This window comes from Bradyrhizobium sp. 25ACV (assembly GCF_054863005.1).
Genome location: NZ_JAVAYO010000003.1, coordinates 414,174 through 426,821, shown reverse-complemented (window position 1 = coordinate 426,821; position 12,648 = coordinate 414,174). Strand labels below are relative to the sequence as shown.

Sequence of the window (12,648 nt, the reverse complement as noted above, 5' to 3'; positions counted from 1 at the left end):
TGTACTCATTTGGAGCACTCTATGAAGAACCTCGTTGCGCGTTTCCTGAAGGATGAATCCGGCGCCACCGCCATTGAATACGGCCTGATCGCTGCCGGCATCGCGCTGGCCATCATCACCGTCGTCAACAATCTCGGCACCACGCTGAACGCCAAGTTCACCTCGATCTCGAGCAGCCTCAAGTAAGGCTGGCCGACCTGAGAATTCTGAGAGCCTCGTCCGCGACGAGGCTCTTTTCTTTTGTGCGAGGGCTTGCCGCCCGATCATGCTCAAGAATTTGGTTCGTGGCTCACTGTGACGTGGAGTGCTTGGTCGGTGCGTCGTCGCGGACGTGGACCACGGCGATGTCATCCGCATAGAGCCGCTTCCAGCCCGGCAAATGGTCCATGATCATCGATGCCGGGACCGTCCTGTTCAGCAACGTCGCGTCGATCCGGTAGGTTTCGAGCAGGCGCAGCAGGGTCTCGACGTTCTTGCCTTCGACAGCCTCGAAATAGTCGAGCACGAATTGCTCGCCATACAGTTCGGCGCGGCCGTCGATGAAGGTCTTGATGTTGCGGGTGACAAGATAGCCGCCGATCGGCGCGGTGCTGAAGATCCGCTGCGCGTGCCGCCGCTCGAGCAGGTCGACCGCGGCCGCAGGAGATGGATCGCTGATGAAAGCATAGCGGTGCGGCGTGGCATAGGACCGCGTAATGCTCCAGCCGGCCGCGACGATCGCGAGCGCTGCGGTCGCGGTCAGCGCAAAAGAGGGCCGCGTTTCCGTTCCCCTGGGTGCGACGGCCCTCGTCATTCCAAAATGTTCGGCCAACGGCTTCGACAGCACGAGCGGCGTCAACAGCGCAAAGACCTCGATGTTCCTGAAGTGGCTGAGCGCCGCCCAGACCAGGCCGAGCAGCAAAAGAATACGGGTCGCGGTCAGCACCACGCCGCTGCAGTAGCCAAGGGCGATCAAGCCGAGCACGCTGACTCCGAACAGATCGAGCGAGCTGAAGTCGGCTGGCCTCCACTCCCCGATCATCGAGAGCAGCTTGCCGAGGTTGAGGATTTTCGTCGACGCGAGGAGCGTGTTCCAGCCATAGGGTGTGCAGCAGCTTGCCGCAAGCGCGGCCAGCCCGAACACGGTCCAGCGTGCGGCCAGTGCAAGGCGTTCCTTGCGATCGGCGGACGCGATCGCATCGAGGCCAACGGCTCCGATCAGCGCTAGACCCATGACGAAGCCGCCGTGAAGATTGGCCCACAGCGCCATCAAGGGCAGCAACAGCCAGGATGGTGCGGTGCGCCGGTCGGCGGCCGCCAGCAGTCCGCCGACAAAGGCCAGCATGACAGGCAGGGCCAGCATGTGCGGGCGCGCGAAAAAATGGCCCATCGACATCACCAGAATTGGAGCGATGAGCAGCACGGCGCGCGCGGGATCCAGATAGGGGTCGATCAGGTGCGCGAAAATCGCCGCGGTCGCGCCGATTGCGAGCGACGTCAGGATAACCACGCCCGCCCAGTTCGACGGTTCGTAAACCAGCGCGAACAAAACTTGCGACAGCCAGGAACTCGAGATCCAGGGCTCGCCGTCGCGCGTGAACGAATAGATGTCATTGTGGGGCAGCGCGCGGTGTTCGAGGATCCACTGGCCGATCTTGATCTGCCACAGCGTGTCGGAATCCCGCAGCATGATGTCGCCGACGCCAAGAAAGAACAGGTAGGCACCGGCACCGATGCAGAACGGCAAGATCCAGCGCGCTACGCCGCGCGCGGGAGCGGTGCCTGTCATGGAAACCGACATTGAATTCTCGGGGGTTGGATCGACCACGCAGTGACGGCGCATCTGCACATCACCATGCTCGCGTTTAAGTTGAGGTAAACCGAGCTCATCCACCCCGGTCATCCCGCGTAAGGATGCGTTCATGACGCTTGCGCGTGCAATCCCGAGGTGCCGGGCGTTCGGAGGCTCATTTGCATCTTGTCATCCCGCCTGAATAGTTGTTCAGTCCTTGCGGGGCGATTTGCATCTTTTGCGTGACGAAGCGTTTAGCCGCAGGGCGTGCGGCAGGCGTGTGGGACAGGAAGCGCGCCATGGTTTATCGGCGGACGCATCAAGTGGTGAAGCGCCTTGCGGCGCGGCGCAGTGCGATCTTGACGGCGGCGCGGGAGACTGCAGCGGAAGGCGGGATGGCGGCGGTGCAGATCGCGCCGGTCGCAGTCCGGGCCAATGTCGCAGCCGGCACGGTCTACCGCTACTTCCCCTCCAAGGCCGAGCTGATCTCCGAGCTCATTGCCGAGGTCTCCCGCGATGAGCTCGCGGCGATCCGCCGGGCGGCCGATGCCGCGCCGGGGCCGTCCTCGGCGCTGGCGGCCGCCGTCACCACCGTGGCGGTCCATACCCTGTCGCAGCGGCGGCTGGCCTGGGGCATTCTGGCCGAACCCGTCGATGTCGATGTCAGCGCCTCCCGCCTTGCCAGCCGGCGGGAGATTGCCGGCGAGATTGCCGCCCGGATCGACGCCGCCGTGCGTGCCGGTCACCTGCCGGCGCAGGACACCGCACTCGCTGCCACCGCCTTGCTCGGCGCGCTGCATGAGGCCCTGGTCGGGCCGCTCGCGCCTGACAATCTCGATGATCCCGTCAAGATGCGCGATGCGGTGCAGACCGTGACGCTGCTGGCGCTGCGTGCGGTCGGCGTCATGGACGCCCGCGCCCGGGGTCTGGTGGTGCAGCAGACGCTGCTGCCGACCGCGAAGGCGCTCGTTGGGGCGTGAAATCGCGGTGCGGACGAAGTGGCCGGCCTGACGGCGCTCAGGTGGTTGACTGAGCGAGCCTTTTCGCAAAACCGCAGCAGGCTCGCCGCGGCCTCCGGCTACTTTGCATGGGGTTGTTTTTCGATTTTTTTGTTTGGCGTCCCCTGGCGGGCCTACATGATCGCGTCGCCCTCGGGGCCGACCGAGGCGATGCGCACCATGTTGGTGGTGCCGGGGATGCCGAGCGGCACGCCGGCGACGATGATCACGCGCTGGCCGGCGCGGACGAAACCGTCCCGGAACGCGATCTGGCCGGCGCGGCCGACCATGTCGTCCTGGTCACGCGCGTCTTCCGCCACCACGCAATGCACGCCCCAGACCACCGCGAGCCGTCGGCCGGCGGTGATGTTCGGCGTGATCGCCACGATCGGCGGCTTCGGCCGCTCGCGCGCCACCCGCACTGCGGTCGAGCCCGATGAGGTCCAGCAGATCAGGGCGGGAAGGTCGAGCGTCTCGGCGATCTGCCGCGCGGCGTCGGCAATGGCATCGCCCGCAGTGGATTCCGGCGCAGGGCGTTGCGCGGTGAGCACGGAACGATAAATCGGGTCGCGCTCGACCTCCTCGCCGATGCGGTTCATGGTCGAGACCGCCTCGACCGGGAATTTGCCGGCCGCCGATTCCGCCGACAGCATGATGGCGTCGGCGCCCTCATAGACGGCGGTGGCGACGTCGGAGACTTCGGCGCGGGTCGGCACCGGCGACTGGATCATCGATTCCAGCATCTGCGTTGCGATCACCACCGGCTTGCCGGCGCGGCGCGCCATCCGCGTCATCTGCTTCTGCAGGCTCGGCACGCGCTCGAGCGGCAATTCGACACCGAGGTCGCCCCGCGCCACCATCAGCGCGTCGGAGGCCTCGATGATGTCGGCGAGACGGTCGATCGCCTGGGGCTTCTCGATCTTGGCCATGACCGCGGCGCGGCCGCGGATCATCTTCTTGGCTTCGATCACGTCGTCGGCGCGCTGCACGAAGGACAGCGCGATCCAGTCGATGCCGGTGACGAGCGCCGCCTCGAGGTCGGCGCGGTCCTTCGAGGTCATGGCGGAGACCGGCAGGTCGGTGTCGGGCAGGCTGACGCCCTTGCGGTCGCTCATCTTGCCGCCGACCACGACCCGCGTCACCGCGTGCTCTTTCGAGGTCTCCTCCGCGATCAGGCGCACCTTGCCGTCGTCGAGCAGCAGCGCGTGGCCGGGCCGCAGCGCCGCCAGGATCTCCGGATGGGGCAGGTGGACGCGCGTGGTGTCGCCGGGGGCCTTGTCGGAATCCAGCGTGAAGGTCTGGCCGTTCTGCAGCTGCACCGAGCCTTCTGCGAAGGAGCCGAGCCTGAGCTTCGGCCCCTGCAGGTCGACCAGGATGCCGATCGGCCGGCCATAGCTGCTCTCGACGTTGCGGATCGTCGCCACCAGCTCCCGCATCTTGTCATGCGGGGTGTGGCTCATGTTGATGCGAAACAGGTCGGCGCCGGCCTCGAACAGGCGGCGGATCATCGCGAGGTCTGAAGAGGCTGGGCCCAGGGTCGCGAGAATCTTGATACGGCGAAGACGCCTCATGGCTTATTTCCAGACGGGGGCGAGGGAGCTGGCGGGAGGCCAGGCGGGGCGGGGGGCGTACCACCGGGCGGGCTATTGGGCAAACCCGGAACCCCGCCCGGGCCGACCGGACCGGGGAGGCCGGGTACGCGTTGCTGTGCCGGCTGTTCGTTGGCATCGGTAAGCTGCACCGTCCACGCCCGCTGCTCGCCGGTATCGACCTCGAAATAGCCGGTCCGGTCATAGCCGCGCGCGAGGCAATCCTCGGTGCCGCGGATGGTGAACTCCTTGTCGCGCGAGCACATGAAGGCCTGCCCCGACCACTCGCCCCCGCGGTCATAGTCGATGGCGTAGATGTAATAGTAACGGGCGACCAACGTTCCCCGCAGCAGGGTCTCGCAGGAGCGTGACGAGATGTTCCACCAGCCCTCGGTGGTCCAGCCCTCGGCGTCCTTGTAGCCGAGCGCAATGCCGACCCGGCTCGACGTGTTGTTGCAGAGACGGAAATCGGCGGAGGCCGGGCTGCTCCACAAGCACAGCAGGCCAATCGCCAGCACCGGGACCAACCGGGCGAGCATGCGAAGGGGGGAGCGGGGAGATTCGGCGATCATTGTCGCGGAAGCTATATCAGATCATTGGCGATTTGGCGTAGGGGGCCGGGGAACTGCCTCAAGTCCGGGTTCGGGTCGGTTTGCGCCGGGATATGGCAAAATCTGTGACAGGACCCACCTGATCCCGTAAGGGTGACCTCCATCGGGTCAGGTCCAAGGGCAGACCAAGGGATACAGCCATGGCAATCGACGACAAAACCAGAACGGAGCTCGAGGCGGCCGCTTTCCGCCGTCTGGTCGATCATCTGAAGTCGCGGACGGATGTCCAGAACATCGACATGATGAATCTGGCGGGCTTCTGCCGCAACTGCCTGTCCAACTGGCTCAAGGAAGCCGCCGACGCCCAAGGCGTCGCCTTAAGCAAGGACGAGAGCCGGGAGGCCGTCTACGGCATGCCCTACGAGACCTGGAAGTCGAAATACCAGGGCACGGCCACGCCAGAACAGCTCGAGACGATGAAGAAGGTCCATCCCCACGGCCACGGGCACTGAACGGCCCGGGCGTGCCTCGCCTGAGTCGCACCACACAACAGCTTTCTTGGCCTCGCCGCAGGAAGGTGTGGGCGCGCTGTGGACGAGCGCGATGCTGCCTTGAACGCAGTCGGTACCAACCCTAAGGGTCTACCAGCACGCGCGGTGAGGGATGCCGGCGTCACCTCGTTTTGCCAGTTCCATTGGGAGTACCTAGATGGCCACCTCCGCCGCCGTCCGCGACGACGAGCCCGCGACGAAATTTGCCAAGGACCAGCTCAAATCCATCATCGAGCGCATCGAGCGGCTGGAGGAAGAGAAGAAGGCGATCTCCGACGACATCCGCGACGTCTATGCCGAAAGCAAAGGCAACGGCTACGACGTCAAGGCGCTGCGCACCATCGTGCGCATGCGCAAGCAGGACCCCAACGAGCGCGCCGAGGCCGAGACGATTCTCGAGACCTACATGCAGGCGCTGGGCATGCTCTGAGGCGTTCGCGCCTCAAGCACGACTGCGGTAGCCCGGATGGAGCGACAGCGAAATCCGGGTCTCGCAGTGTGAAAGCAATCCCCGGATTGTGCCGCGCTCCATCCGGGCTACAAATTGCGCGTGTTTCGTTTGCGAACGGAGTCGCGAATGACTGCGCCACCGCTGCCGCGCGAGGTGAACCGTGCCTTCGGCGCTCTTCCAACGCCGATCGGCAAGCGGCTGCTTCAGGTGCGCGCGCTGATCTTCGCGACGGCCGCGGCGTATGAAGAGGTCGGCCGGCTCACCGAGACGCTGAAATGGGGCGAGCCGGCATATCTGACCGACGAGACCGGCAGCGGCTCGACGATCCGGCTCGGCCGCGTCAAGGACTCCGCACACGCCGCCATCCTGTTCAATTGCAAGACGACGCTGATCGATAGCTTCCGCGAACGCTTTCCCGATCGGTTCGAATATCGGCAGACACGGGCGGTGTTGTTGCCGGTGGCGGGCAGGCTGCCGATGCGGGAATTATCCGTCTGCCTGTCGCTGGCGTTGACGTATCATCTGGACCGGCGGGCGAGGAAAGCGCGGTAGGGCACTTGTAGCCCGGATGGAGCGCAGCGAAATCCGGGGCCTCTCAACACGCGCGACTGTTCCCGGATTGCGCTGCGCTCCATCCGGGCTACGAGACTGAATTCGTGGAGGTAGCTCGGCGCCTCAGCGCAGCGCGGCGGTGCGCATGACGAACGACGTCGTCTGGAGCTTCGCGGTCGCGCTGCCCGAAAAACTGTCGCAGGACAGGCCGTGCATCGGGTCGTCGACAAAGCCCATCGCGATCACGGCCTGCGGCTTGACGAAATAGCCGCGCAGCGCGGCCGTATCGAGCTCGCCCATCAGCGTGACCGACATCGCGCGGCTGGCGCTCGGCGACAGCATCACGATCTTGAGCCAGATGCTCTCGCTCTTGGCGGCCGAGAGGCGGGTCGCGGTCGCGACCGCGCCGTCGACGCTCTTGCCGACCACCGTGTTGATTTCGGTCGCCTGAGCGATGTTGCGCGACGCGGGACGGCCCGAGCGCGGGATCGGCGCGGAGGCGGCGACGACATTGGCGCGATCAACCGGGGAGGCGGCCGGCGCGAAAGCCAGCGCCTGAAGGGCTGTGTTGGACACGCTCGCGGTTGCTTGCGGATCGGTGGCAGAGGCGAGCGCCTGGCGGGCCTTCAGCGCAGCGATTTGCGCCGGCGTCGCCTGCTGCGGCGCGGCCGGGACATCATCCCAGAAGCCGCGGGCATTGATGATGTCGGCCGGGGTCTCCGGCTTGCCGTCCGCAGATTTGGGTGCCGGCTTGTCAGCCACCGGCGCGGGCTTCGGCTTGGGCGGCGCGACCAGCTGTGCGTCGGCTGAGGCGAGCTGGATCGCGGCGGCGATCTGCGGCTTGGCGCGCGGCGTCGGCACCGGATCGGCGGGCTTGGCAGCGGCTGCGACCACGGTCGCTGCTGCCGGCTTGGCGGCCGGGGCGGGCGCGCCCTCGTCGTCCTCGTCGCTGCTGGCGGCCGGAGCGGTGGACTTGCCCTTGAACAAAGCGGCGAAGAAGTTCGGCTTGCTGCTGCTGGAGTCGTCGCCATTGCCGCGGCGCTCGATCTCGGCCTTGGCGAGCTCATAGCCCTTGAGCGGGGTGCCGTCTGTCGGCAGATGCACCGTCTTTCCGTCCGGGAAGACGCGGGCGAGCTGGTCATGCGTCATGCGCGGCCAGTGCCGGATGCTGCCGGTGTCCAGATGCACGAAGGGCGAGCCTGATGTCGGATAGAAGCCGACGCCGCCGCGCTGCAGGCGCAGGCCGGCGAAGCGGATCTGCTCCAGCGGCACGCCCGGAATGTAGAAGTCCATCGCATGTCCCAGCATGTGCTGGCTGAAGCGCGCCACCCCGGAGGAGCGGCGGCGGAGCATGGCGTTGGTGGCGGGGGAGCGGTAGGAGGAGATGATCTGGATCGGCTGCTTGGCGTCGACGTCGCGGTAGACTTCCCAGAGAATATCGAAGAGGCGACGGTCCATGACCGTCTCGTCCTGGGTGCGCCAGTCGCGCAGGAAGTGGTTGAGCTGCTTCAGCGCCGCTTCGTCATAGCGGCCATCGCGCTTGAAGGTGACTGTCAGGTCTTCGCCGGAATGGGTGTGGTGGAAGGAGAGCGTCTTGGTTTCGCTCAGCGCGGCGGCGTTATGAACCGAGCCTGCGCCCGCAAGCAGCAATACGGCAGCGAGGCCGATCCGCGAACCGGTCTTCACTCCCGCATGGGACAACGACAGCACAGTAAGTTGGCGTGCGAGACCAGTCAGCACGTGTGAGCCCACCCAGTCGACGAGCGTTCAAATGGACTCTCCCGCCAACCCCGTAGCAGTGCGAAAGAGGATGAACGCTTTCTTAAAGCGAGAAGGTTAATTCGAGGTTGACCTTCCCGCGCCCAAACCAAGTCAGACTACAATCCTAACCCGTTGAGTGTGGCAAAAAAACGCCCGGTGCCGGGAGCCAGGTGGACAATGCTTAACGTTAAACGGCCCCATCCATGGGACGGGGCCGTTGATATCGTTGTGGAATACGAAAAGCTGAGGTCCCGCAGCCTTACCGGGTGAACACCCGTTGCTGCTGGGGCCGGCGGCCGACCGGAGCCGGCGGCGGGGTCGGCGCCCCGCCTCCGAACAGCCGTTCGAAGAAGTTCGGGCCTGACGAGCCGAAGCCACCGCCATTGTTGGCCACGGCCACGCCTGAGGGCAGGGTCGTCGCCGGGCGCGAATAGCTCGGCTGCGAGTGCGCAACGACGGCCTCGAGATCCTTGCCGCGGTTGTTCTTCAGGATGTTGATCATGGTCGCGTCGCGGCCATAGACGTCCTTGCGGAACTGCAGCTTGCCGGCATCGTCTACGAAGGCGGTCTGATAGGTGATGTTGACCGGGACCGGAGTCGGGAATTTCAGGTCGATCTCGCTCTTGCCGTACATGCTGCGCACGCGCTCGGGCGTGTACTTCTCGTTCGGCATGGTGATGTTGAGCAGTACGGACGCATACTGATCCGGGTTCTGCACGCGCATGCAACCATGGCTGAAGGCGCGATCTTCTCTGGCGAACAGGTTCTTGTCCGGCGTGTCGTGCTGATAGACCAGGAACTTGTTCGGGAAGTTGAAGCGGATGCGGCCGAGCGCGTTGGCCTCGCCGGGCGGCTGCGAGATGTGCACCGAGCCGTCGCGGTTCTGTTCGAGCTTGAGGCCCATGCGCTGCAGTACGGTCGGGTCCTGCTGAAGCGCCGGCAGATACTCGTTGTAGACGATCGACGGCGGCACGTTCCAGGTCGGATTGACCGTGATGTACTTCATCGTCTCGGTGAGCAGCGGGGTCGCGTGCGTGCCCGGCTTGCCGGTGACGACGCGGGTGGTCCAGACCTGCTGGCCGCGCTGCATCACCTTCAGCGTGTAGTCGGGAATGTTGAGGATCACATAGGCATCGCCCAGCGCGGGCGCGCCGAGATCGCGCGGCAGCCAGCGCCAGCGCTCCATGTTCACCAGCACCACGTCGATCTGCTTGTCGCGCTTCGGGGTGTTGAGCGCCTTGACCGTCTTGTCGTCGAGGATGCCGGTCGCCTTCATCTCGGCGCCGCTCTGGAATTTTCGCACGGCGTCGGCGATCGCTGCGTCATAGCGGGTGTCGCTGGCGTTCTCGGCAAGGCCGAGCTTGGCGCGCAGCTGCGGCACGCGCGCATCTTCCACGACGATCTCAGCCTGCTTCTTGCTGGCCGGGGTGTATTTCAGCGCCGGACCGTCGGCGATCTCGATCACCGGGCCGTTGCCTTGACCGCGAAGCTCCGCGAGCTTGGCCTTCAGCTCCTTGTAGAGCTTGTGCGGCGGATTGTAGCTGTCGAGCGCAGCGGAGGCGTCCGTCGCGGTCGTGACCTTGGCGAGCACCTCGTTCGGGTCGACCGGATGCTCGGGATAAAGGATGTCGCCAGAGACCTGCGACCAATGCATGCGGCCGCTCTGGGCCTGGCGCGCATAGTCGAACATGCTGGCGGTGAGCTTGAGCTCGGCATCGGCCAGTGCATCGGGCGTGGTGGCGCTGCTGAAGTCCGGCACCGGATAGTCGGCGGGATTGAGGCCGTCGGACGCCGCGTCCTTCAGCCGCGCGATGACGCCCTTGGCCGCGGTGGTCAGGCTGCCGCCTTGCGTCCAGACCGGCGCGAAGTCGCGTGCGCCATAAAACTTCTCGATCGCCGCGCGCTCGTTCTTGCGGTCGAAATGGCGCGAGGTCTTGGCGCCGATGATGTCCTTGAGCTTGTCGGCGACCGGCTGGTCGGCGGCGGGAACATTGCTCGCGGCCTTCACGGGCTCAGCGGTAGGGGCCGCAGCCGTGGCGGGTGCCGCAGGCGCAGCCGGCATGGCGGTGTCTGCCTTGGCCGGCTCGGTCTTCACAGGCTCGGTCTTCACAGGCTCGGTCTTGGCAGGCTCGGTCTTGGCAGGCTCGGTCTTGGCCGTTTCGCTCTTCGGCGCCTCGGCGGCGGGCGTGGTGGCGATGTCGGAAGGCTTGGTCTCGACCTTGTTCGGGGCCGGTGCGACATCAGCCTTCACGGGCGCCTGTGCCGGCTCCTTGGCGGAATCCTGCACCGTGGCGGTGGTGTCGAGCTTGATATCGGAGGCGGTCGGGGGCGGGACGTTGGCCGGCTCGGGGCGCGGGATCGCGGCTTCGATCGCGAGCTCGGCAGCGCTGCTGCGCGCCTGATCCTGCGCCAGGGCCGAGCTGGCCGACACCGTGAGGAAGGTCGCTGCGACCGTCATCAAGACACGGTCGAAGCCCGCACGGTGGTTCAAACAGTCACGCATTGTGTCGCACCCCTCGGGTGAACTGTCCCTCGTGGAACAGCTTTGTTATCGCCTATTGAGCTTCGGCTAAATCGCGCCGGCCTCTCGAAAGTTGCACGCCTGCACGCAACGATTCATACGCAGACGATATACAGGCCCCGGTTTTGCAGCCAGCGCTAACCGGGACAACTCACGCCAAACTGACTTCAAGGGAGCCACTTGGCAACGGATTGTGCGCCTGCACAGCGCGCTTTTCCCTGTGTCTGTCACTTCCAAGTCACGGTTCAAGAAGCAGTCGAATTCTGTCGTCAGGCGAACGGCTTACAGCCGCTCCCGCATCGCCGCGCGAACCCTCGTTCGCATGAGGCTCAGTGCGTCTCCTCGCCGCTTTTCCCGCCATGCCCGGGAACCCCGGCCTCGTCGAGTTTCCGGTAGAGGGTGGACCGGCCGATTTTGAGGCGGCGGGCCACCTCGGACATCTGGCCGCGGTAGTGCGAGATCGCGAAGCGGATGATCTCGTTCTCCATGTCCTCCAGCGAGCGGACATCGCCGGTCGCGGTGAGCAGGGCGAGCGTGCCCACCGCAGGGAGCGGCGCGATTGGTATTTCATTACCCGATACCACCGAAGGGGTCGCCGCCGGCTCGAGCATCAGCGGAGCAGTCGGAATCTCGGTTACGGGATGCGGCTGCGAAGCGAGCAGAGGGAAGTCGCCGAGGCCGAGCTGGTCGCCGTCGCTCATCACCACCGCGCGGTAGACTGCGTTCTCGAGCTGGCGGATGTTGCCGGGCCAGTCGAGCTGGGCAAGATGGGCCATGGCTTCGCCGCTGATGCCGGTGATCGCGCGGTTCTCCTCGGCGGCAAACCGCGCCAGGAAATGCCGGAGCAGATGCGGGATGTCCTCGCGCCGCGCCCGGAGCGAGGGGATCGTCAGCGGCAGCACGTGCAGCCGATAGAACAGGTCTTCCCGGAAGTGTCCTTGTTTCACCCGCTCCAGCAGCCGGCGATTGGTTGCCGAGACGATGCGGACGTCGACCTTGACGGGCTTGCGGCCGCCGACCGCCTCGACGGCGCCTTCCTGGAGCGCGCGCAGCAGCTTGACCTGCGCGGTCAGCGGCAGCTCGCTGACCTCGTCCAGAAACAGCGTGCCGCCATGGGCCTCGACGAACTTGCCCATGTGCCGCTCGGTCGCGCCGGTGAAAGCGCCCTTCTCGTGGCCGAACAGAATGGACTCGACGAGGTTGTCGGGGATCGCGCCGCAATTGACGGCGACGAAGGGCTTGGCCTTGCGCTCGCCGCTGCCATGGATGGCGCGCGCGAACATCTCCTTGCCGACGCCGGACTCGCCTTCGATCAGAACGGGAATCGCGGAGTTCGCCGCCTTCTGCGCGGCGCGCATCACGCCGGCCATCGCCTCGGCGCGGGTGATGATGTCGGAGAACGTCAGCCGGCCCTCGCGGCTGTGCCGGATGCGTTGCAATTCGCCCTTGAGCGCGGAGGCGTTGAGCGCGTTGCGCAGCGAGACCTGGAGCCGCTCCACACCAACCGGCTTGACCACGAAATCGGCAGCGCCAGCGCGCATCGCCGAGATCACGTTGTCGATGCCGCCATGGGCGGTCTGCACGATGACGGGGACGCTGAGACCTGCTTCGCGGATTTTCGCCAGCACGCCCATGCCGTCGAGGCCGGGCATCACGAGATCGAGGATGACGGCGTCGATGGCCGGCGCGTCGGGAGCGGTAAGGGCGGCGATCGCGGCGTCACCGGAGTCCACGACGACCGTCTCATAGCCGCATTTCTGCACCATGTTCTCGACCAGCCGGCGGGCTACGGCGTCGTCGTCGGCGATCAAAATACAGGCAGCCATGGTGTTCCCCGCACGCTACTACTATCTGTCTCGAATCGGGGCACTCTGGCCGAAGCCGATTAACGCACTCTTAAACC

The 12,648-nt window shown here is 65.7% G+C and carries 11 protein-coding genes; 5 read left to right on the top strand and 6 right to left on the bottom strand.

From position 1 onward, the window contains the following. The first annotated feature begins 21 nt into the window (after nucleotides 1-21). Nucleotides 22-186, top strand: coding sequence for a Flp family type IVb pilin (locus RAD04_RS09175; protein ID WP_028140309.1), 165 nt, complete (start codon nucleotides 22-24; stop codon nucleotides 184-186). A gap of 103 nt (nucleotides 187-289) precedes the next feature. Here the strand turns inward: RAD04_RS09175 and RAD04_RS09170 are convergent, their stop codons facing one another. Then, entirely contained in the window at nucleotides 290-1,780 is a 1,491-nt protein-coding gene (locus RAD04_RS09170) for a hypothetical protein (protein WP_461623498.1), read from the bottom strand. Between the two features lie 290 nt (nucleotides 1,781-2,070). On the opposite strand from RAD04_RS09170, the gene RAD04_RS09165 reads away from it, so the two are divergent. Then, a complete protein-coding gene (locus RAD04_RS09165) occupies nucleotides 2,071-2,751 on the top strand; it encodes a TetR/AcrR family transcriptional regulator (RefSeq protein WP_026201906.1) in 681 nt (226 codons plus the stop codon). 152 nt (nucleotides 2,752-2,903) lie between these two features. On the opposite strand, the gene pyk is transcribed toward RAD04_RS09165, so the two are convergent. Both pyk and RAD04_RS09155 read right to left on the bottom strand, forming a co-directional pair. Further along, a complete protein-coding gene (gene pyk, locus RAD04_RS09160) occupies nucleotides 2,904-4,340 on the bottom strand; it encodes a pyruvate kinase (protein WP_018317789.1) in 1,437 nt (478 codons plus the stop codon). Then, nucleotides 4,337-4,930: a DUF1036 domain-containing protein gene (locus tag RAD04_RS09155; RefSeq protein WP_091956438.1), complete on the bottom strand. Its 594-nt coding sequence runs from the start codon at nucleotides 4,928-4,930 to the stop codon at nucleotides 4,337-4,339. Before RAD04_RS09155 ends, pyk begins: the two co-directional genes overlap by 4 nt. A gap of 179 nt (nucleotides 4,931-5,109) precedes the next feature. Between RAD04_RS09155 and RAD04_RS09150 the strand changes: the two genes are divergently transcribed. The 3 genes from RAD04_RS09150 (at nucleotide 5,110) to RAD04_RS09140 (ending at nucleotide 6,463) form a co-directional block, all read left to right on the top strand. Further along, complete coding sequence (locus RAD04_RS09150; protein ID WP_028140305.1) at nucleotides 5,110-5,421, top strand: DUF1244 domain-containing protein; 312 nt, start codon at nucleotides 5,110-5,112, stop codon at nucleotides 5,419-5,421. A 196-nt stretch (nucleotides 5,422-5,617) separates the two neighbouring features. Further along, the gene (locus RAD04_RS09145) at nucleotides 5,618-5,890 is read left to right on the top strand and encodes a DUF2312 domain-containing protein (protein WP_014492426.1); all 273 of its coding nucleotides are present in this window, start codon (nucleotides 5,618-5,620) and stop codon (nucleotides 5,888-5,890) included. A 147-nt stretch (nucleotides 5,891-6,037) separates the two neighbouring features. Beyond that, the gene (locus RAD04_RS09140; RefSeq protein ID WP_461623497.1) at nucleotides 6,038-6,463 is read left to right on the top strand and encodes a DUF1801 domain-containing protein; all 426 of its coding nucleotides are present in this window, start codon (nucleotides 6,038-6,040) and stop codon (nucleotides 6,461-6,463) included. 123 nt (nucleotides 6,464-6,586) lie between these two features. On the opposite strand, the gene RAD04_RS09135 is transcribed toward RAD04_RS09140, so the two are convergent. From RAD04_RS09135 to RAD04_RS09125, 3 genes are all read right to left on the bottom strand, one after another. Further along, nucleotides 6,587-8,215, bottom strand: coding sequence for a DUF882 domain-containing protein (locus RAD04_RS09135; protein ID WP_461623496.1), 1,629 nt, complete (start codon nucleotides 8,213-8,215; stop codon nucleotides 6,587-6,589). A gap of 268 nt (nucleotides 8,216-8,483) precedes the next feature. After that, nucleotides 8,484-10,727 carry a L,D-transpeptidase family protein gene (locus RAD04_RS09130; protein ID WP_461623495.1) on the bottom strand — a complete coding sequence of 748 codons (2,244 nt, stop codon included), beginning with the start codon at nucleotides 10,725-10,727 and terminating at the stop codon, nucleotides 8,484-8,486. 347 nt (nucleotides 10,728-11,074) lie between these two features. After that, nucleotides 11,075-12,571 carry a sigma-54-dependent transcriptional regulator gene (locus RAD04_RS09125; RefSeq protein ID WP_461623494.1) on the bottom strand — a complete coding sequence of 499 codons (1,497 nt, stop codon included), beginning with the start codon at nucleotides 12,569-12,571 and terminating at the stop codon, nucleotides 11,075-11,077. Between the last annotated feature and the right edge of the window lie 77 nt (nucleotides 12,572-12,648).